Genomic DNA, 22,963 nt, shown 5'->3' on the forward strand with positions numbered 1-22,963 from the left:
TGGACCGCCCATCGTCCTCGCGTGTGGGTTGGCGCCCGCGGCTCCACCTCGGCCTCTCCGCCCGCGGACCCCGATCGCCGCCCCGCGGCGCGAGGCGCGTCCAGAACATCGTTTACAACCCCTGACTCCGGTGCCTTCCCGCCCGCGGAATGTGCGCAGTCTCAACATTTGTCGCACTTCGCGCATCCTCGCGGACACCTGTCCAGGAGAAAAGCGCGCGCGGCCTCGCCCAGGTTCGCGGCCCCCAAGTTGCCCCAGAAGCCCTTCTAACCCCGTTTCCGCCGCGCTCTCCGAAATCCCTGCACATTCCGGGGAGTGAGCGGCTTTGGCCCTCTGACGATTTTTTCGTTGCCGGTCTTGCGGGCCTGGATCAGCCAAGGTTCATGCAGCCCCGCAACAAGACCCTCTACATGCTCACCTTCGTGTTCGCCGCGGCCTGCTCGCGCACGTCTCCGGACACCAGTTCGCCGGAGCCGGTCGTGGAACCCTCGCCGGAAGCGACGGCGCCGTCGGAGCGAAACACCGCCGACGACGAGATCTTCGGCGTCCTCGACGTGATCAACCAAGAGGCGGTCGCCCACGGCGAATACATGAAGAAGTGGGCCAAGACCCAGAAGGTCAAGGAGTTCGCGGCGATGATGATCAACGACCACGAGTTCGTGCGCGAGCGCGAAAAGAAGGTCCGCGACGCCCTCGACCTCTCGGCCACCAGCAGCCGGCTCGCCAGCGACATCGAGCAGGATTCGCGGCAGAAGCTCGACACCATGGGCAAGATCGACAAGGGCGATCCGCTCGACAAGGCCTACCTCGACATTCAGGTCGACGTGCACGCCACCTGGCTGTCCGCGCTCGACAACAAGATGATCCCGTTCGCCCAGACCGACGAGCTGCGCGACGAGCTCGAAGAGGTGCGCAAGATCGTCGAGAGCCACTACAACCTGGCTGTCGAGATGCGCACCAACCTCAAGACGGCCGACAAGTAACGGCCAGGCGATCCTTGGACTTGATCTGACTTCGATTGCTTGGACTGAACCGACCCTCGCACGCTCGCCTGGGCCCGCAGTGCGGCCCGGAGCCGGGCAGGATCCGCAAACCCCCTCTGACACCGACCCCTTGACCACTCTGACACGAGCCGCGGACGGACACTCCTTACGGTCCACGGCCCCCTCCATGCGGATCCTGTCCGGCCCTGAAACGGAGACCACCATGCTGCGCGACCTCACCGCTGATTCATCGAAGGCCCCGGCCCAGGAATCGGGCTACCGACCCCTCACGGCCTATTTCCGCGACCTCTCCGAAGTCAACGTCATGACCAAGGACGAGGAGACCGCCGCGGCCCTCAAGATCGGCGAGCTCCGCAAGGGCCTCTGGGTGGCGCTCCTCAACTATCCCCCGTTCGTCGAGCCGATCTGCGCCCTCATGCGCCAGCGTCTGGGCGTCGACGTGTGCCCCGCCGCCGCCGTGAACGCGCTGGAGCAGACCTCGCGGACCCTCCGCGACCGCGACCTGCGCTGCCACCACGACGCCTTCCAGGCTTCGCGCGACGAGCTGGCGAAGGCCATGCTCGCCGCCGACGTCGACAGCGAGCTGGCCGACGCGATCCTCGCCGACCTCACCAGCCTCGAGGGCGACCGCAAGGCCGAGATCTCGCTCGCAGTCAATCCGCCGCGCCGCGGCAGCGTCCCGTTCGCCCGCTACACGGCGGAAGTCCGCAAGCAGCACGCCGCGCTGATGGCCGCCAAGAACGCGTTCGTGCGCGCCAACCTGCGCCTCGTGGTCGCGCTGGCGCGCCGCTTCCACCGCGGCAACGTCCCGCTGCAGGACCTCATCCAGGAGGGCAACCTCGGCCTGATGAAGGCCGTCGACCGGTTCGACCCGGCCCGCGGCTGCCGCTTCTCGACCTACGGCTCGTGGTGGATCCGCCACGCCATCAGCCGCTCGATCGCCGACAAGGCCCGCAGCGTGCGCCTGCCGGTCCACATGATCGACGCCTGCAACAAGGTCACCAAGGCCCGCCGCGAGTTCGAGGCCCGCGAGGGCCGCGAGCCCACCGATCAGGAGCTCTCGGCCGTCAGCGGCGTCAGCGTCGAGCGGATCGCCCGCATGGGCTGGTCGCTGATCGAGACCCCGCTGAGCCTCGCCCTGCCCGCCTCGCGCGACGGCGAGGCCAGCCTCGTCGACACCGTCGCCGACCCCGACAACGAGTCCGCGTCGGACGTGCTCGACCGCGAGCTGCTCCACGAGAAGCTTCAAGAAGTTTTCGCCCAGCTCTCCCCGCTCGAGGCCGACATCCTGCGCAAGCGCGTCGGACTCGACGGCGAGGAAGAGATGACGCTCAAGGAGATCGGCGCCGGCTACTCGCTGTCGCGTGAGCGAATCCGTCAGCTCCAGGAGGGCGCGCTCGCCAAGCTGCGCGCCGAGTTCTCGCGCCGTCACTTGATGTGACACGGCGGTCGGCGGCGCGGCGCGGACCCCAAGGTCTCCCGCTCGCCCGCCACGCGAGGTCGATCTTCGCACTCAAACGGGCCGAGCCCCCGATGCTCGCCCGCAGGACGATCTCCCGCTCGCGTCGCCGACCGATCTTTTTAAGAAAAAACAAACAATCAGAATCCACGCGCTTCGACCGGGCCCTGCGCAGCCACTGGACCCGGTCGGAGCGCCATTTTTCAGTTTAAACGAATGTCCCCGGGGACAGCCGTGCTGCCGAGTGCGCCGACGCACTGTCCGCGAACGCACACCGTACGCGAGATGTCCCTTGAGACACCTGGGCCCCCGGCGCTCGCCTACGCGCCCTGGCCCGACATGTCCCTTCGGTCATCTCCCTCGTGCTCGCGCGCGGATACCACCACCTGTCCCTGGGGACACTCGCATCGCACCCGCGCCCACGTCGTCGCCGCGCGCTCGCGCATCCGGTGATTCCTGCTGTTGCGATCTGCCACTGTCGCGATCCTCCACACTTTTCATACTGCCCCGGAATTCCCGCTGAGAGCCCCTCGCAGGCGCAGCGGCGCCGCGTGCAGTACCGTCGAGGCATGCCCATGAATCGTTCTCCTGTCGCCGCGTTCGCCGCCTCGCTCGCGCTCGCTGCGCCCGCCTGCGGCGACGACGCCGGCGACTCGCAGTCTTCCACCACGGACGGCAGCACCACCGCCGCCACCACTGACGACACCACTACCGCCGCCACCGATGACACCACCGCCGCCACCGACTCGCCGACCACCACCGGCGACCCTGACGGCGCGGCGATCGACGCCCCCGCCGAGACCTGGACCTGGATCCCGTTCGCCGACGCGCATTGTGCCAATGGCGAGACCACCGGCATCGGCGTCAACCTCACCACCCGCAGCGATCGCGTCGTCCTCTACCTCGAGGGCGGCGGCGCCTGCTGGGACGAGGCCACCTGCTACACCATGAACGCCAGCGCCCACGTCGCCGACGGCTACGGCGAGGCCGAGTTCGCCGCCGAATTCGACCCGCACCTGCCCAAGGTCATGACTGCGCAGATCTTCGACCGCGACGACCCGAACAACCCGTTCCGCGACATGAGCTTCGTCTACGTCCCGTACTGCACCGGCGACATGCACGGCGGCGACAACGTCGTCACCTACGGCGAGCGCACCACCATGCACGTCGGCGGCGCCAACCTGGTCGCCTACCTCGCGCGGCTCGTCCCGACCTTCCCCGCCGCCGAGCGCGTCTACCTCGTCGGCGCCAGCGCCGGCGGCTACGGCGGCACCTTCAACTGGTGGCGCGTGCAGCAGGCCTTCGGCGACGTGCGCGTCGACCTCGTCGACGACTCCGGGCCGCCGCTCGATCCGCCGTACCTCGCCAAGGAGCTGTCCGACACCTGGCGCACACAATGGAACCTCGCCGCCTCGCTGCCGCCCGACTGCCCCGAATGCCTGGAGACGTTCGGCGCGATCTACGATTATTACGGCGCGAATCACACCACCCAGCGCTGGGCCCTGCTTTCATACACCCGCGACTGGATCGTGCCGATCTACTTCGGATTCACCCTGGAAGAGTTCCCGCAGGCGATCGCGGAGATCGTTCAGACCCACGTCGCCCCTTATGAAAACGCCGGCTACTTCCTGCTCGACGCCGTCGGCCACGTCCTGCTGACCGCGCCGCTGCCGATCACCAGCGGCGGCGTCGACCTGCAGGCCTGGCTCGGCCAGATGGTCGCCGACGACCCCGCGTGGGCCAGCGTCGATCCGTGACGGCCTGCACGAATCACTGCAGGGCGAACACTGCGATGTTCGCCTCGTAGCCGGTCAGCAGCGTCGCGCCGGCGTTCATCAGCAGCACGTCGTCGGTGAAGAAGAAGCTGCCCGGCCCCTTCATCGCCAGCGGCGTGCGCCACTGCGGCCGACCCGCGAGGTCGAGCGCGTACAGGGCCGGCGGGTCGTCCTCCTCGAGCCCGCCGCTGAAGCCGAGCACCCGCTCGCCGACCTGCAACACCGCGCCCAGGCCCCCGGTGTTCGTCGTCCACGCCTGGCGGCCGTCGCGGATCGCCCGCGTCTCGCCGTCGACGTGGACCACCACCGCCTTGTCGGGCAACAGCACCAGCGCCTCGTTGTGGACCCCTTCCTGGTACGAGCGCCAGCGCCGGCAGCCGAGCGGCGGCCCCGGGCAATCGGGGCACTCGTCGAGCTCCCGCGAGTACAACCGACGCGGCTGCGGCCATCCGGACGGCGCGAACTCGGGGCCCTCGCAGGCCTCCGGCGCCAGCAGCACCACGTCGTCGTCGACCACCAGCGCCAGCCCGGCCGGTCCGAGCGCCGACCCGCCGAGCGAATCGTGGGCCCGGACCGACAGCAGAGTCTGCCACTCGCCGTCGAACACCCGCACCGCCCTACCCTCGCGCAAGACCCGTCGATTGTCTGGCCCGAAGGACAGCTCCGCGTCGGTGTCGAACATCTCCTCCGGCAGGCGCCCGGCCGCGCGCAGGCAGCCGTTCTTGACGCAGCGGCCGGGCGTCAGCCGAAACCACCGCGCCACGCTGTCACCGACCAGCAGCCCGTCCTGGTCCGGCTCGACGATGGCAGCCCGGATCGGCTCGGCGAATTCGTCCTGCTCGCCGTCGTCGGGCAGGATCGCCGCGCCGAGCTCGTGACCGTCGGCGAGGGCCAGCATCACCAGCCGATCGCGCCGCATTGACGGATCTCCCTGCGCCACCACCACCACGTCGCCGGCCACCGCCAGCACCTGCCGCAGCTCCGCCCCGAACTTCCACGCGATCGCTCCGGCCCGCACCGCGACCAGCTCGTGATTCACCAGCGCCAGCACCGTGCCGTCGCCGGCCAGCTTCAAGCGCGACGGCTCGTCGGCGAACGTGAACGTCCACTGCGCCTGCGGCCCTGCCTGCATCGTCGGCGGCTTCGCCTCCGCGGCCACCGGCGCCTCCGCGATCGCCTTCGCCTCCGCGACCGCAGCGGCCTGCACCGCGTCCGCGGCCTGCCCTCGCTCGCCCCCGCAGGCGGAGCCCATCAAGACGATCGACACCACCGACCCGGCGAGCGCGCGCAGCGACATGCCGGCCGACTATCGTGATTCGCCCCGTTCCACCACCCCCGGGCACGACCGAAAGTCCCTCGATCCGCCTCGACCCACGCCCCCGGTTTCCCACCGCCGCACTGCCGCGTTCTCCCGCTCACGCCTCGCGGGGAATCCGGCCTCACCTCGCGCCACTGAAGTCTCCCGCGCTTCGCGGTCGGCCCGACCTCACCGCCGCGGTCTCTCGCTCACGCCTCGCGGCGGGTCCGGCCTCGTCACCGCGCTGCCACGTTCTCCCGCTCGCTCCTCGCGGCTGCCTCACCGCCGCGTCCTCCCGCTCACTCCTCGCGGTGCGTCCGGCCCCACCGCGATCGCATCTCCGAGCGGGTCACCGGCTCGAGCTTGCCCGGCGCGATCGACCACATCAGCGTCGGCTCGCCGAACGGCAGCGGATCGACCTCTGCGTTCCACGTGCGCCAGCCCTTGCCGTACGTCGAGCGCAGCTCGCCCATCAGCGCGGTGTGGGCCGCGTCGGTCAGCCCGGGCGCCACCAGCACCCCGCTGTCGATCTCTCCCGTGTGCGCGTGCCAGTACTGGCGCTCCGCTGCCGGCAGCGTCGCGTACAGCGACGCCGAGATCACGTACTCCACCCCCGCCAGGTGGGCGCTCTCGTCCGAGCCGTCGAACAGCACGCACTGGCTGAAGTCGGCGTTGAGCTGGGCGCAGTAGAACAGCGCCCGGTCGGGCCGGCCGTCGCCCGGCGCTCCGGCCGCCTCGCGCTTGGCGCGGGTGTAGCCGTCGAGGACCAGCAGCAGGCGGTCGACCGGCGTGCGGTCCTGCGGCCCGAGCGTACCTTCTTCGAGCGCGCGCACCGTCGCCGAGCGGCCCTGGTCGTCGCGCCGCGCCGGCCCGTCGCTGGCAGCCCCGCGGCTGGCCACGGCCGCCCCGGGCGGCGCGCTGCGGCCGTAGCAGTCCGCGAGCCCGAGCAGCGCGAACAGCGACAACCCGGCCCGGGCGGGGAGCACCCCTCGCATGCGGTGGGCATGGCCTCGGCAGCGCCGGCGCGCCAGCGAGCCGGACCACGCGAGGAGACCCGCCCGCCTCTTGGGACATGTCCCCAAAGACATCTTGCCGCGATTGCGGTCGGCCGCGTCGCTCGCGCTCGGTCGCGTCGACCCGCGGCGGGGCGAGCGGGCCGCTCGGGTCCGCTTCGGCTATCCTGCCGACCATGCCCGACCCCGGCGACGACCCGGACGACGCCTCGCGCGCGCCGCAGACCGCCGCGGCGCGCGAGGTCCGGCGGATCAAGTCCGCGGCGCACGCGAAGCTGTTCGGCAAGGACGCCCGGGCCCAGCCGCAGAAGATCGCGCGCTACGCCGTCCTGCAGTCGCTGGGCGTCGGCGGCATGGGCGAGGTCTACCTCGCCTACGACGACAAGCTCGACCGCAAGGTCGCCATCAAGCTGGTCCGGCTCGACCGCGACAGCGGGCTCGAGCGGGCCTCGTCGCGGCTGATCCGCGAGGCCCAGGCGCTGGCCCAGCTGTCGCATCCCAACGTCGTCCAGGTCTACGAGACCGGCAACTTCGAGGGCCGGGTATTCATCGCCATGGAGTTCGTGCGCGGCGTCCACATGCGGCGCTGGCTCGAGACGGCCCCGCGGACCTGGCGGCAGGTGCTCGACGCCTACCTGCAGGCCGGCCACGGCCTCGCCGCCGCGCATCGCAGCGGCATGGTCCACCGCGACTTCAAGCCCGAGAACGTGCTGGTCGGCGACGACGGCCGGGTCCGCGTGGTCGACTTCGGCCTGGTCCGCAGCGCCCCCGACCCTGACGCGCCGCCCGACGTGGGCGAGAACGTGTCCGCCGAGGACCTCGAGCGCAGCTCGCGGCTGACCCAGAGCGGCGCGCTCATGGGCACGCCCTCGTACATGTCCCCGGAGCAGTTCCAGGGCCTGCGGGCGACCGACAAGAGCGACCAGTTCGCCTTCTGCGTCGCCGTCTACCGCGGCCTCTACGGCTGGCACCCGTTCGCCTCCGAGACCCGCGCCGAGCTCAAGCGCCGGATCATGACCGGCCTCATCGCTCCCCCGCCGCGCGACGCCAAGGTCCCGCCCGGCATCTACACCGTGCTCGTCCGCGGCCTGCACGCCGACCAGGACCAGCGCTACCCGTCGATGGAGGCGCTCCTGGCCGCCCTGGCTGCCCCGCCGCGGCGCCGGCGGGTCGGCGTGATCCTGGCCGCCGGCCTGGCCGGGATCGCCGCCGTCGCCGTCGCCGCCGCCCCCGCGCGCTTCGACCACAGCTGCGAGTTCGCCGGCGCCGCCGAGCTGCCGCCGCCCGGCGCCGGCCTGGCCAGCGCCTTCGCCGGCGTCGACGTCCCGTTCGCCGCCGTCACCGCGGAGCGCGCCGCCGCGCAGATCGACCGTTACGCCGCCGTCCTCGGCCACGCCCGCGCCGCCGCCTGCTCGGGGCCGCTCGCCGCCCCGCCGCTGCGCGAGCGCCACCGCGCCTGCCTCGACCGCCGCACCCGCGACCTCGCGGTCGTCACGCGCGCCCTCGCGCGCCTGCGCCCCGAGCAGCTCGGCGACGCCGAGCGGATGGCCGAGTCGCTGCCCGACATCGCCCCCTGCTTCGACCCCGGCAACCTGGTCGGCCCTGGCCCTGCCCCGCCCGACCTCGCCGCCGCCCTCGACGAGGCGCGCGTCTCCGCCCTCGCTGGCCGCTTCAACGACGCCACCCGCCAGGTCGACCGCGTCCTCAAGGAGGTCGGCGGCGACCCGCTGCGCGCCGAGGCGGCCGCCCTCCTCGGCCACATCTCCTGCGCGCGCGGGATCTCCCACCAGGGCCGCGACCAGCTCGCCACCGCCCTCCAGCTCGCCATCAGCCACCGCGACGACGACCTCGTCGCCGACGTCCAGCGCTTCCTGGCCGAGTGCACCGACGACGAGGCCACCGCCCGCCTCGCCGGCGCCGCCGCCGAGCGCCTGCGCGACCCGAGGCGGCTCACCGAGGTCGCCCTGCTGCGCGCCGAGCTGCTCGCCGCTCACGGCGACCCGACCAGCGCGCAGATGCTGCTGCGCGACACCCTCGCCCGCGCCACCGACCGCCCGGCCACCGCCGCCCGCATCGAGATGCTGCGCGGCCGCATGCTCGCCCTCCAGGGCGGCAACCACGAGGCCCGCGCCCACCTCGACCAGGCCATGAGCCTGCTCGCCGGCCTCCCGCGCCACCCGGCCGTCGCCGACGTGCTGGAGGAGCGGGCCCGCCTGCACCTCCGCCTCGGCGAAAAGGCCGACGCCCGCCTCCGCTTCGGCGAAGCCCTGGCGATCCGCACCGCCCTGCCGGGCCAGGAGGCCGCCCTCGCCCGCCTCCACCTCGCCCTCGCCGACCTCGCCGCCGCCGCCGACGAGCGCAGCCGGGCTCACCGCCACTACGCCGAGGCCGTCGCCCTCGCGGGCCGCCTCCCCGACCTCCTCCCCGGCCAGGACCTCGCCCGCGCCCAGCTCGCCCGCGACACGGCCACCGGCCGCAACCTGGCGAAGCCGCCGCGCTTGCCTTGATGAGGTCTTTCAGACATGTCCACAGGGACATGTCCGCAAGCGCGAGTCGATCGACCCCGCCCCGTCATGTCCCCAAGGACATGCCATGCCAGCGCCGAATCCACCTGTCCCTTCGGACAGCACACCGAGCACCCCGGAGCGGGACCGGCGTCATCCCCGAACCAACCTGTCCCTTCGGCCAGCCAGACCGCGGCCGCGTCAGCCCGGGCCTTGAAAGTCGCCGGCGCGGAACGTCAGCACCAGCGTGTCGCGGTGTCCGCCGGGCTCGCCGAGCGGCTGGATCGGCGTGGCCTCGTGGATCACCCGCGCGTCGTCGAGCAGCAGCAGCGTCCACGGCTCGCTCATCATGAAGCGCAGGCCGTGCGGACCCTCGGCCTCGAACACGCGCGTCTCGCCGCCCTTGATCGCCTCGCGCGCGACGAGCAGCACCGCGACGAAGTCCACCCCGTCGCGGTGCGCGCCCTCGGGGGTCGGGCGGCCGATGCCGTCCGCGGTGTCGATGCGGAACTGGTGCGCCTCGACGTACCAGCGCGGCACGGCCGGCGCCGCGGCGCTGCACACCGCGCCCAGCCGGCGCAGCAGCGCCGACCACACCGGCAGCTCCGTCACCTGCGGCGGCATCGGCTCGAACCACCGCTCCAGGCCGCCGTGCAGCGCGTTGTACTCGAGCGGCTGCCAGTGCGCGCGGTGGGGCGTGGCCTCGACCCGCGGCCCCTCGACGACGAAGCACGAGTGGCGGCGCCGGCGATAACGCCCGCCGTCGCGCAGGTAGGTGTCGGGCGGGAGCTCGTCCCACGACGGCTCCAGCGCCTGCAGCCCGCCGAGCCCCTGGGGCAGCCAGGACGCCAGAGTTCGGGCAGCCACGATCGCGTAACCGTCGCGGCGGAGGGCGGCCTCGACGTCGCCCGGGTCGGTGTAGGGAGGGGTCAGCGGGGTCATGCGGGCGGGAGCGGCGAGCGGGAATGTACCAGCATCGCGGCTCCTCCGCGGAGCAGCGCATGCCACGGCGCCCGGCCGTCCGTCGTGAGCGTCCTGCGAGATCGCTCCGACGCTGCGCCCGATCGTCGCCCGCGAGCAGAATAAGCTGGCCCGAAGACCAGGTTGACTGCGAGACCCGGCGCCCGCTTCCGCGACGGCGCCGCCATGAGCGCGACCGACTCGAGGCGAGCCGCGAGCGGGACGCCGCGGCTCACGGCGACGCCGAGGCGTGCACCTCGCCGATGCTCTCGGCGCGAGCCGCGAGCTCGAAGCCGCGGTCACGGAGACGCCGAGGCGTGCACCTCACTGGCGAGCCGCGAGCGAGCTGCCGCGGCTCACGGCGACGCCGTGGCGTGCACTTCGCCGAGGCTCGCGGGGATCTCCGTGCAATCTTCCATCTTCTCGCCGTCCCACACGCAGTCCTGGGCCGTTCCCCAACACAGCACCCGACCGTCCTCGCGCAGCGCGCAGGCGTGGCCGCGGCCGACCGCGAGCCGGGTGAAGCGACCCGGCGGAGAGTCCAGCGCGGCCCACCGGTCCTCGCCCCAGCAGCGGACCGCGCCCTCGAGCGTCAGCGCGCACGAGAGGCGGTGGCCGACGCTCACTGCGGTGAACTCCCCGGGGGGAGGGTTCGCCTCGGGATCGTCGTCGTCCGTGCCCCAGCAGGCCAGCTCGCCGGATTTGGTCAGCCCACAGGCGTGCGAGTGGACGTCGAAGTCGACGACCGACACTGGTACGGGCGTGAGCCCTTCGCGGCCCGCGGCGTGCCAGCAGACCACCTCGCCGTCCAGGTCGAGCCCGCACACCGCGTACCGGCCGCAGACGAGCCGCTGGATCGGCACCGCGAACGGAGTCGTCGGCGGCCCGGGCTCGTGGTCGCCGCCCCAGCAGCGGACTGCGCCCGCCTCATCGCGCCCGCAGGCGAAGCCCGAGCCGCCGCAGAGCTCGACGAAGCTCGAATCGGTCGGCGCGCCCCAGTACCTCTGCCCCCAGCAGTGCGGGCGACCGCCCGCCGCGATCCCGCAGGTGTGGTACCCCCCGGCGGCGATCGACGCGACCGACTCCATCGCGTTCGTGCGCCCCGCCTTGCCTCGCCCCCAGCACCACGCACGGCCGTCACGGTTGAGGGCGCAGCTGTGCTCGTCACCGGCGACCACGTCGACGAGATCGACCTCCGCGGGATCCGGTCCCGCGCTGGCCACCGGGTCCTCACCGCACGCGCCACCGAGCCATACCAGCAGAGCCCAGCGCGGGGTCGAGACGATCCGCATCCTCGTCCCAGAAGATGCCACGGGCGCATGGGCGGGTCGAGCGGCCGCGGGACGGCGCGAGCGAACGCTGGTATCGTGACAGGGTGGACGTTTGGCCCCTCTGGCTCGTCAGCACCGCTCTGGGCGCGGCGCTGGCCTGCGGGCCGGAGCCCGGTCCCGAGTCCGGCACCGGCGAGAGCACGACGGCGCCCGGTTCGAGCGGAGCGGCGTCGATGACGAGCGCGCCATCGCCGACCGAGGGCACGGCGGCGTGCGAGGCCTACCAATCGACCGCGGACGTCGGGCCGCCCGTGACCATCACCCTCGAGAATCAGAGCGGCGGACCGGTGTGGCTAGCATCCGCGGTCGAGACCTGGGGCTGCGATCCGCTGCCGGCGATCGAGCTCGTCGACGCCGACGGCCTCTCTCTCGAGTTCCTCGGCTCGCACTGCACACCGTGGGATTGCGACACCCTCATGAAGCTCACCGACTGCACCCCGAGCTGCAATAACTGCGGCGTGGCGGACATCGTGCGCATGGAGGCGGGCGCGAGCGCGACGGTGAAGTGGCCCGGCAATCGACTGACGGCGCTCGACATGACGGCCGAGTGCGCATCGGGGCTGATGTGTCAGCGCGGCTGCAAGCGCGTCGATCAGGCCGCCGCCGGGATCTACACGATCTCCGTGGCCGCATATCGAGCGTGCGAGGGCGAATGCGTGTGCCTCGGCTCGCATCCCGAAGAGCTCTGCCAGGTGCACGCGGGGCAGGTCCTGGATCCGTCGACGACGTCGGCGCAGCTCGACTACCCCACCCAAACCGCAATCACCGTGGTGATCTCGCCGGCCTGAACCTGTCGTGATTCAGCGACTCGACGCTCGCACGCCGGCACCGACAAGCTCGGAGACGCAGATGGTGCGCGGCCCGTGGTCGCCCCGCGGTCGTCGCGTACGCGGCAGCTCAGAAACCGGCGGCGTCGTGCACGATCATCACGTCGATGCGACGCTGCGCGACCTCGTCGCAGTCGTTCGGCTCGAGCAGCTCGCTCGCGTGCTCGAGCCAAATGTCGGTCCGTACCGGAAAGCCGAAGCTGCTCTTCTCGCCGTTCTGGACCGTCACATAGGCCGGCCTGTCCCCGACCCAATGCTCGTAGTGCAGGTCGAGGGGCTGGCGCGAGCCGCACGGATCGGGCTGCGGCTCGCAGGACGGATTGTTATCCAAAAAGACGTCGAGCCCGAAGTACTCCTCCGGCGAAAGGCCCGGCGGCGCCAGCTCGTCGGCCCGCACCGCCTGGAAGTTGGTGAGGCCGCCGGTGATCTGCAGCCACTTGCGGCCCCACGGCGCCAGCTCGGCGTGATAGACGATCTTCACCTGGCTGCCCTGAAGCCACGTATAGTTCCAGAATGGCAGCAGCGCGTAATGCAGCACGACGGTCTCCTGGACCCCGAGGACGAGGCAGGAGAAACTCACGGCGACTTTCGGTTCGATCCCCTGCGAGGAGAGGATCGTGCACGTGAGCGTCAGATTCATGTTCGCCGCCTGCGGCGGGACCTCGAGGCTCCACTCGGCGCCGACCCCGCCCTGATCGAGCTGACACGGACCGCCGCCAGTGTCCATGTCGCCGGAGCTCGAGCCCATATCGGTGGTCGTGCCGGCAGTATCGAGCCCGGTCGTGGTCAGCCCGGTCGTGGTCAGCCCGGTCGTGGTCAGCCCGGTGGAATCGATCGGGTCCGTCGCGCCCGTCGTGGTGAGGTCGCCCGTCGTGGTGACGTCGCCCGTCGTGGTGGTAGCGACGGGCCCCGTGGTCCCGGAGCTGCCCGTCGTCGGCATGGCCTCGTCCGTGGTCGAACCCGACGCACCGCTCGAGGTGTCGGGCCCGGCCGTGGTCTCGGTATCCTGGCCCTTGGACGGACACCCCGCGAGCAAGGCGAGCGGGACCACTGCGAAGCGGCGCGAGAAGCGATGCATGACCAGGCCCAGTTTCACCGCCGCCGACGAACCCCGCAAGCGCCGACGCTCATCACGAAGCCGCACGCTCGCGGGCCGCGAGGCTCGTGGCTCCACGCCAGGCGGCGCAGACGGGCGATTTCGCGGGCGGTCCCTCGGACGTGGCCTGGGGCCGCGGAGACCGCCGAGGCGAGAAACCTCCCGCGACGCGCCACTCCGGCGGCGATTCCGATGCCGCGGTTCGACCCTGTCGACAGACCGCAGAGCCCTGCGCCGGCGCCACGGCGCCAAGAATGCCCAAGTCACCGCTGGCCGTCGCGGTACACTCGCCGCATGACACCCGCGCCGACCCAGCGCATCGAGCCGTTGCCGGTCGCGGCCCCCGGTGTCGTCGCGCTGCGCTCGCACAGCGACCAGCCCTACACCGGGCTGAAGGACGCATACTTGATCAGCCGCTTCGAGGCGGGCACCTCGGAGTTCTGGACCCACGGTCGCGAGTGGCAAGGCCGGCCCGGCGCAGTCGTCGTGCATGAGCCCGGCGATGTCCACCGCGACGTGCGCCGCCACGGTGTCGTCACGTACCAGATGATCCGCCTGTCGCCCGCCGTCGTCGAGCAGGTCACCTCGCGCGTGCGCTTGCAGGCGTGCCTCGAACCGGGCGATCCACGCGCGGCCGCGCTCCATCGCCTGCACGACGCCGTCGCCGGGGGCGCCGATCGCTTCACGCTCGAGTGCGCGATCGCGGAGGCGATCGACACCATCGCCGACGTGGCAGTGACGAGGGAGCGCGCCCACATCCACACGCGACCGGTACGCCGCGCGCTCGAGCTGATCCGCGAGCGCCTCGCCGAGCCGCTCACGCTCGACGAGCTCGCGCGTGAAGCCGGCCTCGACAAGTTCCACCTGTGTCGCGCCTTCCGGGCCCAGGTCGGCATGCCGCCGCACGCCTATCTGACCCAGCTGCGAATCATGCACGCCAAGGAGATGCTCGCCGCCGGCGCCAAGCCGAAGGACATCGCCCCGCGCGTCGGGCTCTACGATCAGAGCCAGCTCAACCGTCACTTTCGTCGCATCGTCGGCATGACCCCCGGGCAGTTCGCGCGCGGCCTGTAAAAATCGCCAAGAACTGCCAAGCCCCGGCCACCTGCGCCTCGCTATGGTGGGCCCATGAAAATCTTCGTCACCGGTGCCACCGGCTTCATCGGGTCTGCCATCGTGCAGGAGCTCTTGCGTGCAGGTCACCGCGTCCTCGGCCTCGCGCGCTCCGACGCCGCCGCCGCCGCCGTCACCGCAGCAGGCGCCGAGGCCCATCGCGGCGACCTCGAGGACCCTGCTTCACTTCGAGCGGGAGCAGCCGCGAGCGACGCAGTCATCCACACCGGCTTCATCCACGACTTCACCCGATACAAAGAAGTGTGCGAGACCGATCGCCACGTCATCGAAGCTCTCGGCGCCGCGCTCGTCGGCACGCAGCGGCCGCTGCTCGTGTCCTCCGGCGTCGTCCTCTCCGGCGGCAAGACCGGCGTCACCGAGGACGACCGCGCCACGGCCAGCCCCGACGCGCTCCCACGCGTCGCCACCGAGCTGGCCTGCGACGAACTCGCCGCCCGCGGCGTGCAGGTCGGCGTATTGCGCTTCCCGCCCACCGTCCACGGCGAAGGCGATCACGGCTTCGTGCCGATGCTGATCGACCTCGCCCGCAAACAGGGCGCCTCGGCGTACGTCGGCGAGGGCCAGAACCTGTGGCCCGCAGTGCATCGCTTCGACGCCGCGACCCTCGCCCGACTCGCCCTCGCGCAACCGTTCGCCCCGGGCTCGCGGTTCCACGTCGTGGCCGAGGAAGGCGTCCCGTTCAGGGCGATCGCCGAAGTGATCGGCCGCCGCTTGCAGGTCCCCGTCGTCAGCAAGTCCCCAGCCGACGCAGCCGCCCACTTCGGCTGGTTCGCCCACTTCGCCGCGCTCGACTGCCGTGCGTCGAGCAAGCGCACGCGAGAGACGCTCGGCTGGGCGCCAGTACAGCCGGGCCTGCTCGCAGATCTCGATCGCCCGCCGTACTTCGCAGGCGGCTAAGACGCTACGCGGTCGCCAGCGCCGCAAACACAATTGGACGCGTTCGACCATTTCAACGGCTACACTGTTGCTGCTTCGTCGCATCGGGGTCTTGATGGCTTCGACAATCGTGGCGGCCGTCACATGTGGCGTGATGGGCATGCGCCGGCCATCCGAGACTTTGATGCGCGACACGGCGTATTCGCCGACGCGGGCTCTCGCGTGAGGGTCATCGCCCTCGCGATGAAGGGCGCGGCTCGGGACGCGCCGAAGCAAGATAGCGCCCCTGCTTCGAGGCTGGCGAGTTCACGCTCCGAGATGACGGCGACGGCCTCACCGTCATCTCGGCGTGCGGGCAGTTCCCAAGCCTGCCCCCAGTGCGCTTCACTCCTCGTAGACCTGTCGCACCTCCGCTTCGAGCTGCATCAACGCCCTATCGGTCGAATCCAGTTCTTGCCGGGCTTCGCGGATCCACCCAAGCGCGGCATCGCGCTGGATCGTTCTCTGGTGGGAGCGAAGAACGTCCTGCAGGTCTTCCATCAACAAGTGCGGACTGGCATCCCCTTCGATGCGGCAGATGGCGCGTCGCAGCGCGGTGTCGATGACGACTCTGATATCCGCAGGGGTGTAGAGCGGCGTCGATGCGGCAAGCACTTGCATGTCCAGCGAAGTCAGGCCGTCGACTCCGCGGAGACGCTCGGCCCCGAGGTAATGAGCGAAGATCTCGCGGCGGTCGTTCATCGTCGGCGGGAACACCGGGATCTTCACGTCGAAACGCCCACTTCGCCGAACGGCTGCGTCGATGCCGGTCACGTAGTTGGTCGTGGCGACCACGGCAACTCGCTTGTCGGCGATCCGGTCGAGTTGTGCGAGCAGCTCGTTCACCTGCCGCTTCTCGTCCGAGTGCATGTTGTGCTCGCGGCGCTGCGTTGCGATCGCGTCGAATTCATCGATGACGATCAAGCATGGTGCCTGTTTCAGGGCCCAGTCGAACAGCTCACGGATTTTACCGACACCTTCGCCCAACCACATCGAGGTCAGATCGCTCGGGGCGATCATCCGGCAGGCGAGATCTGCCTCGCCGGCGAGCACCTTGCCGATCAGGCTCTTTCCGCACCCCGGCAGCCCGTACAACAGTAGGCCGTTTGGCGCGCTGATGCCGTACCGTGAATATTTCTCGGGATCACGAAGGGGTTCGAGTACGTCGCGGCGGATCCGTTCCTTGAGATCCGAGTATCCGGCGACGTGCTTCCACGTGAACTTCTGCTCTGCGGCAGGTTTACGGCTTTCGCGCCAGGAAGCTCCTCGGATTGCCGGCTTGCTGCGGGGAAGCGGCTCGTGGTGGAGGAAGACCGGTAGATCTTGTTCAAGATCGACGCAGGCAAGTCGCAATATCGGCCCCCGTTCGGAACGTTCAAGATTGCGGACGATACAGGCGAGGTGCTCGGCGCCGAGCAAGGCCACGTCGCTGGGCACGATCAACCACACCTCCTTCAGGTCGGTGAAAGCCCGGAGTTTCCGACGGAGCTTGTTCTCGAGGACAATGAAGGCGGTGGTATCGGGGCGGGCGAGCCCCCGGAGAGTCTCGATCTCGATGGCGATTCTCGAGCCGACGCACACGTCCGGCCGAACCTGCAGCTCCGTGTCGTCCGGTTCCTGATGCTGGTCCTCGTACTCACTGTCCCCGTCGTTCAGCGGCTTCAGGCGCGCCTCGACGGAAATAGCGTCCGCCGAATAGGCGCGCCGCACGAAGCGCAGCATGCTGTGCTTGAGTACCATGTGCTCGCTGCTCTCGAAGCCGGCGCGAAACGAGCGATCGCTCTCGCGCTGAGCGGACGTCTGGAACAGCGAGTCGCCCGCCCGAACGGCGTCGGCGAGCAAGCTCGCCAAGTCGACGAAGTGATCGGCCGCGCCGGTGCCAAGCGCGGGCGCGCCCGCGAAAGCGCATAGCCACTGGCACACGTTCGGAAACTGAGGATCATCGAAGGCTCTGTGTCCGCCGGGGCCGGGCTCCGCCGTAGTCGTGGCGAAACGCGCCTTCAAGCGGTAAGTGTGCGGGACGCATCGCTCTCGGAGCGCAGCAATGAGTTCGTCGTCGCGGATGTCATCCGGCACATCCTGAACGAGGTAGACCGCACCGCGAGCCGGGAAGCCATGGTTACGCTCGGGCGTCTGAAGCCGCTTGAGCTCGTCGAGCGAAAGGATCTCCGGAGCGAGGTAGTCTCGGAGCCCCCAGTCGGTCGAGCGCCGGCTCATCACCGCCCGCCGACGCAACATCGTCGAGATGAACCCTGCCGCGAACGAGAAAAACTCGTCCGAGGCCTCAATATGCAGGCAGACGGGTTGGCACGACCAGATGGCCGTGAAGATGTCGTGGCAGATGGCGACTGAGCGCTCGCGGTCGGTGAGGTCGGACGTCTCGAACGCGAAGGCGAACGGGTTGGCATGCGGGTCGATGGCCAGGCTCTCGTCGGCTCGCTGATTCTCCTCGGCTTTTTCCTCTCCGAGCATCGTAGGGGCCCGCTCGACGTGATCCTCCGGGCTGGCGAGAGAAAGCGAAATGCGATCTGTCGCGGTCGCATAACCTGGGAATGATGCAGAAATTCCCCATCCCGCGAGCTTCTCGAGCACGGCGCTAAGGGAGGACTGTCGGAGACGCTGGACGGCTCGATAGCCGAACATCTCCATGAGCCGGCGGATCGTCAGAGTATACTTGCCGCGGACGTTCTGCCGGATGTGCTCGACAATGTCGGCACGGATCGCGTCGTAGAAGTCAGCATGGAAGTCGTCGGTCATAATCCTCCGGCGACTAGGGTACACTCCGGCGCCCAAGCGAGCCGCGCCTCTAAAGAAAATTCCGTCGCGCCCCAGCCCCCGAGCCCCGGAACAAGTCACCGTGGCGCACGAAGGACGATGCCATCCTGCCAAGGCACCAGCCGCTGTCGCTACGACCAGCGACCTCGTCGAACCTTCGGCCGAAGCGCGACGCCGCGCACTGGAAGAGGAAACCTGGCCCATCACTCGTCGGCGGCGCTCTGGCTCGCGTACACTCGCGCTGAGGTCGCCCGTGCTGCCCTGCCCATTCTGCGCCATCCCCGACAGCCAGATCGTGTGGTCGGACGAGCTCGTGATCGCGGTGCGGGATCTCCATCCGGTCTCGCGCGGCCACACGCTCGTCATCCCCCGGCGCCACGTCGCCACCTGGTTCGATGCCAGCGCCGCCGAGCGGGAGGCCATCTGGCGAGCCGTCGACGCGATCAAGCACATGCTCGACGCCAGCGACACGCCGGCCGGGTACAACGTCGGCTTCAACGCGGGGGCTGCCGCGGGCCAGACCGTCATGCATCTCCACGTGCATGTCATCCCGCGCTACGTCGGCGACATGGACGATCCGCGCGGCGGGATTCGACACGTCATCCCCAGCCGTGGCAACTACCTCCGCCACACGCCGTCGCTCGCCGCTGGCGGCGAGGACGACCCGTTCGCCGCGCACGTCCTGCCGCTCCTGGCGCGTGCCGAAAAAGTCGACATCGTGTCCGCATTCGTGCAGGCAAGCGGCCTCGAGCGGATTCAGCATCCCCTCGAGACCGCTCTGCGCGAGGGCGCTGTCATCCGGATCATCACCGGCGATTATCTCGAGATCACGCAGGTCGAGGCGCTCGAGCTCCTCCTCGACTGGCAAGCCACCCGGGGAGAGCGGGGGACGCTCGAGGCCAAGGTCATCGAAGTTGCGGGGCTGCCCGGTCGTACGCGCTCATTCCATCCCAAGGCCTGGCATCTTGAAGGCCCTGATTTCGGCGTCGCGTTCGTCGGCAGCTCGAACCTCTCGCGTTCGGCGCTCGACACCGGCATCGAATGGAACCTCCGGGTCGAACGCGACGCCGACGCTCGCGCGTGGGGCCGTATCCGCGACGCGTTCGCGGCGCTCTGGTCGCTCGCCAAGCCACTCGACGCCGCCTGGATCGCGGCCTATGCCGCCAGGGCCCGCGCCCGTCCCGCCGCGCTGCGGCCGGGCGAGGTCGAGGTCGATCCGCCCATGCCGCTGGCCACGCCGCACGACGTGCAGAAGGAAGCGCTCGCGTGTCTGCGTACGACCCGCGAACAGAGTCGACGCCGCGCCCTGGTCGTGCTCGCTACCGGCCTCGGCAAGACTTGGCTCGCCACATTCGACTTCGTCCAGCTGTGGGACGAGCTCGGCCGTGTACCGCGCCTCCTGTTTCTCGCCCATCGCCGCGAGCTCCTGCGCCAGGCGGCCGCCACGTACCGGGCGCAGCTGCGCAGTCGCAACGTCACCGCCCTCGTCGGCTGGTGCCTCGAAGATCAGGCGGACATCGGCGCCGATCTGGTGTTCGCCTCGGTCGCCAAGGCCTCACGCGCGCCGTGGATCGATCAGCTCGCCGCTGAGCGATTCGACTACGTCGTCATCGACGAGGTCCACCACGCGGCTGCGGAGTCGTATCGCAAGATCCTCGCGCGTCTCGATCCGACGTTCCTGCTCGGCCTCACCGCCACCCCCGATCGTGCCGATGCGGCCGATATCCTCGGCTTGTTCGACGACCACGTCGCCTACCGCGCCGACCTCGCACGCGGGGTCCAGATCGGCCGCCTCGTGCCGTTCCGTTACTTCGGCGTCCGTGACGAGATCGACTACAAGAACATCCCCTGGCGCAACCATCACTTCGATGCGGAACAGCTCGCCGCTGCGGCGCAGTCCGAGCGCCGCATGCAGACGCTGTGGGCGGCCTGGCAGGCCCACCCAGGCACGCGCACGCTCGTATTCTGCTGCAGCGTGGCACACGCGGACTACGCCGCCGCCTGGCTGGTTACACGGGGCGTGCGGGTTGCCAAGGTTTACGCGGCCCCGGGCTCGGATGACCGCGACCTCGCGTTGACGGGATTGCAGCGCGGCGAGCTCGACGCAATCTGCGCGATCGACATCTTCAATGAAGGCGTCGACGTCCCCGCGCTCGACCGCGTCGTCATGCTACGTCCGACCGAATCAAGCGTCGTCTTCCTGCAGCAGCTCGGGCGCGGGCTCCGGGCCGCTCCGGGCAAGCAGGCGGTGACGGTCCTCGACTTCGTCGGTAATCACAAGATCTTCCTCGAGCGTCTGCGAACCCTGCTCTCGCTCGGAGACCGCGCCGCAGCGCTCGCCACACTACTTGCCACCGGCCGCACCGAACTACCTCACGGCTGCACGGTCGAGCTCGAGCTCGAGGCCAAGCGGCTCCTCGAGAGTTTGTACCGCGTCGGCGGGGCCGAGCGCGTCGAGCAAGCCTACCGGGAGCTACGCGACACTCGCGAACATCGCCCGACCGCCGGTGAGTTGCAGCGTCTCGGGTATGCGCCCGCCACTCTGCGCGCTCGCCACCGAAGCTGGTTCGCCTTCGTCGCCGCGGAGGGCGACCTCACACCCGAACAGCTGCGCGTGCTCGACAGTGGCTTTCTGGACGACCTCGAGACCACCGAGATGACGAAGAGCTTCAAGATGGTGACGCTCGACGTGCTCCTCGACGCCGGCGCGCTGTTTTCCGGTCTCCCGATCCGAGACCTCGCCCTCGGTGCCTGGAGTCGTCTGCGGCGCTCGCCTGAACTGCTCGCCGATGTGCTCGAGCACGATCGCCTGCCCGACAATCCCGACGAGGCCGCCGTCCGCCGCTGGGTCGCCTATTGGCGAGACAATCCAATCGCGGCGTGGGCGAACGCGAAGAAGAAGAAGCGGACGTGGTTCGTGGTCGACGAGGACGACCGCTTTCGTCTCGCGCACCCTCCCGATCCCGCACTACCCGGGCTCGTGCGCGAGCTCGTCGACTACCGTCTCGCGCGCTACCGCGTGCCGATCAGCGACGACAGCTTTGTTTGCCGGGTAATCTGGAATAAACGCGACCCGATCATCAGGCTGCCCCAGAGTGCGACCGAACGCGTATCCGGGCAAGAACTCCCGGTTCGTCTGCCCGATGGCTCTGTCTGGCTATTTCGCTTCGTCACGGGATTCTGCAACGTCGCGCGGCCCGTCGGGTCGGATCGCAACCAGCTGCCAGATCTGCTGCGAAGGTGGTTCGGGCCCGCCGCAGGTCAACCCGGCACCGCGTTCGACGTGCGCTTCGTCGCCAGCCCCGACGGGCTGTGGTGCGAGCCGGTGCAGAGCAACCTGATCCCGTTCACCCGACGCGCCGTCGTCGCTTATCCGGACCTGCGCGCTGCGGCTGGTCCCGCGCTCGGTGAGGCCGAGCCGCCCGACTCCGAGCTCGTGCTGCTGCCGGTCGAGGGGGAAGCGCCGGAGCGGTTCGCGGTGCGTGTCTCCGGAACATCGATGGACGGCGGGTCGCATCCACTCCGCGACGGTGACTGGGCCATCCTCCGCTACTGCCGCAACTTGCCGGCGAGCGCGCTCACCAACCGCGTCGCGCTCATCCAGCTACCCGAGGGCGGCTCGTGGCAGCTCAAGCGCATCGTCCAGCGCGACGGCCACTGGCGTCTGATCTCCGACAACCCCCAGGGTCCGTCGTACGAAGCTACAGAGGACATGCTTGCGATTGCCCGGCTCGAGGGGTCGGTGCGGCCCGAAGATATCGCGCCTCCCGTCGGTACGACGATCACAGATCTCGAAGCCACCTTCGGCATCGACCGGCCTGCCACCGGCCGATCGGGCGGCCATTTGTTTGTGTTCATCGACCGTCCCGGTCAGCTCGTCGCTCCCGACAGGGTGCGAGTGTCCATCACGCGCCGGCCAGCCGAGACGGCCTTCGTCCTGGCGCAGACCGACGGCGGATTTCAATACCTGGGCGTCGGGCGCTGGCAAGACGACGGGTGGAGAATCCCCGACGTCGACTACCGGACGTGGCAGCGCTGGGGCGACGGACGCACCGTGTCCAGGGCCCTTCCAGATGGCAGCCTCGCCCGGGCGCAGCGAGTTGTCGACGTGCTCCTCGCCATGCCGAACGCGATGCTTGTCCAAGGAGGGCGGCGTGCCCGCGTGCTCGGTCCGTCGCAGCGCGGTGGGCTGCGTATCGACGGCGGCGACGAAGGCTTTGCCGAGCGCTCCATCTCGCTGACCGATCTCGCATGGGTCGCCGTCGCAAGCGACGACGTGCAAGCTCATGGCGGCGTGCTCGACGAGGCGCGGGTCAACCGCGCGCGCTACCTCGACGGCACGCCCAAGGGCTCGACCCGGTGGATCGACACCGGCTGGGCGCTCGCCGCCTGGAAGCTCACCGAGCCTCGTCTGGGCTCGTTCGGGCCCCATCGTCCGGTTCGCGCCGACGGCTCGACGATCGACGCGACCTTTCGCCTGGAAGACGTCGACGGCCGGCCGACCATCGTGCTTGAGGCGCGCGGCGGAACCCGCGGTTCAGCCGACGCACGCAATACCGAATATGCTGCGGGCCTCGAGTTCATCCTCGAGCGACTCGCCCAGGCCGGGTTGACTCTCTCCGATGCAGCGATCGATACGCGCGAGACGGCCCACCTCCCCATCGCGGCACGACGCCTCGAACTCGGGGGGTATCCGGTAAAAATCTCCGACCCGGCCGAGCTTCGGCGTCGCCTGAGTAACGCTCAAGCGAAGGTCGGCAAGGCGCCGGGTGCCCGGGCGGGCAATCCGACACGGCGGCTGCGCCTGTGGCCCGGCGGCGCTGAGCTCGACCTGCCGGCACTGGCGGCGCTCCTGAGGCCTGGTTCGTAGCCG

14 protein-coding genes are annotated in these 22,963 nt (G+C 70.1%); 8 read left to right on the top strand and 6 right to left on the bottom strand.

The annotated features are described in order from the left end of the window. Positions 1-383: 383 nt before the first annotated feature. The 3 genes from OV090_RS39820 to OV090_RS39830 all read left to right on the top strand — a co-directional run bounded on the left by OV090_RS39820 (position 384) and on the right by OV090_RS39830 (position 4,220). Positions 384-983 carry a DUF4142 domain-containing protein gene (locus OV090_RS39820; protein ID WP_267710079.1) on the top strand — a complete coding sequence of 200 codons (600 nt, stop codon included), beginning with the start codon at positions 384-386 and terminating at the stop codon, positions 981-983. 187 nt (positions 984-1,170) lie between these two features. Continuing rightward, the gene (locus tag OV090_RS39825; RefSeq protein ID WP_267710080.1) at positions 1,171-2,445 is read left to right on the top strand and encodes a sigma-70 family RNA polymerase sigma factor; all 1,275 of its coding nucleotides are present in this window, start codon (positions 1,171-1,173) and stop codon (positions 2,443-2,445) included. 593 nt (positions 2,446-3,038) lie between these two features. After that, entirely contained in the window at positions 3,039-4,220 is a 1,182-nt protein-coding gene (locus tag OV090_RS39830) for a pectin acetylesterase-family hydrolase (RefSeq protein ID WP_267710081.1), read from the top strand. 13 nt (positions 4,221-4,233) lie between these two features. Here OV090_RS39830 and OV090_RS39835 read toward each other — a convergent pair whose 3' ends face one another. Together OV090_RS39835 and OV090_RS39840 are read right to left on the bottom strand one after the other, a co-directional pair. Continuing rightward, positions 4,234-5,535: a hypothetical protein gene (locus OV090_RS39835; protein ID WP_267710082.1), complete on the bottom strand. Its 1,302-nt coding sequence runs from the start codon at positions 5,533-5,535 to the stop codon at positions 4,234-4,236. A 299-nt stretch (positions 5,536-5,834) separates the two neighbouring features. Continuing rightward, positions 5,835-6,530 carry a DUF1264 domain-containing protein gene (locus OV090_RS39840; protein WP_267710083.1) on the bottom strand — a complete coding sequence of 232 codons (696 nt, stop codon included), beginning with the start codon at positions 6,528-6,530 and terminating at the stop codon, positions 5,835-5,837. Positions 6,531-6,724: 194 nt separating this feature from the next. On the opposite strand from OV090_RS39840, the gene OV090_RS39845 reads away from it, so the two are divergent. After that, positions 6,725-9,055 (top strand): serine/threonine-protein kinase, encoded by a 2,331-nt coding sequence (locus OV090_RS39845; RefSeq protein WP_267710084.1) that lies wholly within the window; start codon positions 6,725-6,727, stop codon positions 9,053-9,055. 198 nt (positions 9,056-9,253) lie between these two features. On the opposite strand, the gene OV090_RS39850 is transcribed toward OV090_RS39845, so the two are convergent. Continuing rightward, positions 9,254-9,994: a 2OG-Fe dioxygenase family protein gene (locus tag OV090_RS39850; protein ID WP_267710085.1), complete on the bottom strand. Its 741-nt coding sequence runs from the start codon at positions 9,992-9,994 to the stop codon at positions 9,254-9,256. Positions 9,995-10,368: 374 nt separating this feature from the next. Next, on the bottom strand, positions 10,369-11,304 hold the full coding sequence (locus tag OV090_RS39855; protein WP_267710086.1) for a hypothetical protein: 936 nt from the start codon (positions 11,302-11,304) through the stop codon (positions 10,369-10,371). A gap of 83 nt (positions 11,305-11,387) precedes the next feature. Here OV090_RS39855 and OV090_RS39860 point away from each other — a divergent pair, with 83 nt between their 5' ends. Then, positions 11,388-12,131: a hypothetical protein gene (locus OV090_RS39860; protein ID WP_267710087.1), complete on the top strand. Its 744-nt coding sequence runs from the start codon at positions 11,388-11,390 to the stop codon at positions 12,129-12,131. Between the two features lie 109 nt (positions 12,132-12,240). On the opposite strand, the gene OV090_RS39865 is transcribed toward OV090_RS39860, so the two are convergent. After that, a complete protein-coding gene (locus tag OV090_RS39865) occupies positions 12,241-13,248 on the bottom strand; it encodes a hypothetical protein (RefSeq protein WP_267710088.1) in 1,008 nt (335 codons plus the stop codon). A gap of 312 nt (positions 13,249-13,560) precedes the next feature. Between OV090_RS39865 and OV090_RS39870 the strand changes: the two genes are divergently transcribed. Further along, the gene (locus OV090_RS39870) at positions 13,561-14,340 is read left to right on the top strand and encodes an AraC family transcriptional regulator (RefSeq protein ID WP_267710089.1); all 780 of its coding nucleotides are present in this window, start codon (positions 13,561-13,563) and stop codon (positions 14,338-14,340) included. A gap of 54 nt (positions 14,341-14,394) precedes the next feature. Further along, entirely contained in the window at positions 14,395-15,297 is a 903-nt protein-coding gene (locus tag OV090_RS39875) for an SDR family oxidoreductase (protein WP_267710090.1), read from the top strand. Positions 15,298-15,660: 363 nt separating this feature from the next. Here the strand turns inward: OV090_RS39875 and OV090_RS39880 are convergent, their stop codons facing one another. Next, on the bottom strand, positions 15,661-18,072 hold the full coding sequence (locus tag OV090_RS39880; protein ID WP_267710091.1) for an ATP-binding protein: 2,412 nt from the start codon (positions 18,070-18,072) through the stop codon (positions 15,661-15,663). A gap of 271 nt (positions 18,073-18,343) precedes the next feature. Between OV090_RS39880 and OV090_RS39885 the strand changes: the two genes are divergently transcribed. Then, on the top strand, positions 18,344-22,960 hold the full coding sequence (locus tag OV090_RS39885) for a DEAD/DEAH box helicase family protein (RefSeq protein WP_267710092.1): 4,617 nt from the start codon (positions 18,344-18,346) through the stop codon (positions 22,958-22,960). The last annotated feature ends 3 nt before the right edge of the window (positions 22,961-22,963 follow it).

It is taken from the genome of Nannocystis sp. RBIL2 (genome assembly GCF_026626745.1).
GTDB lineage: Bacteria > Myxococcota_A > Polyangia > Nannocystales > Nannocystaceae > Nannocystis.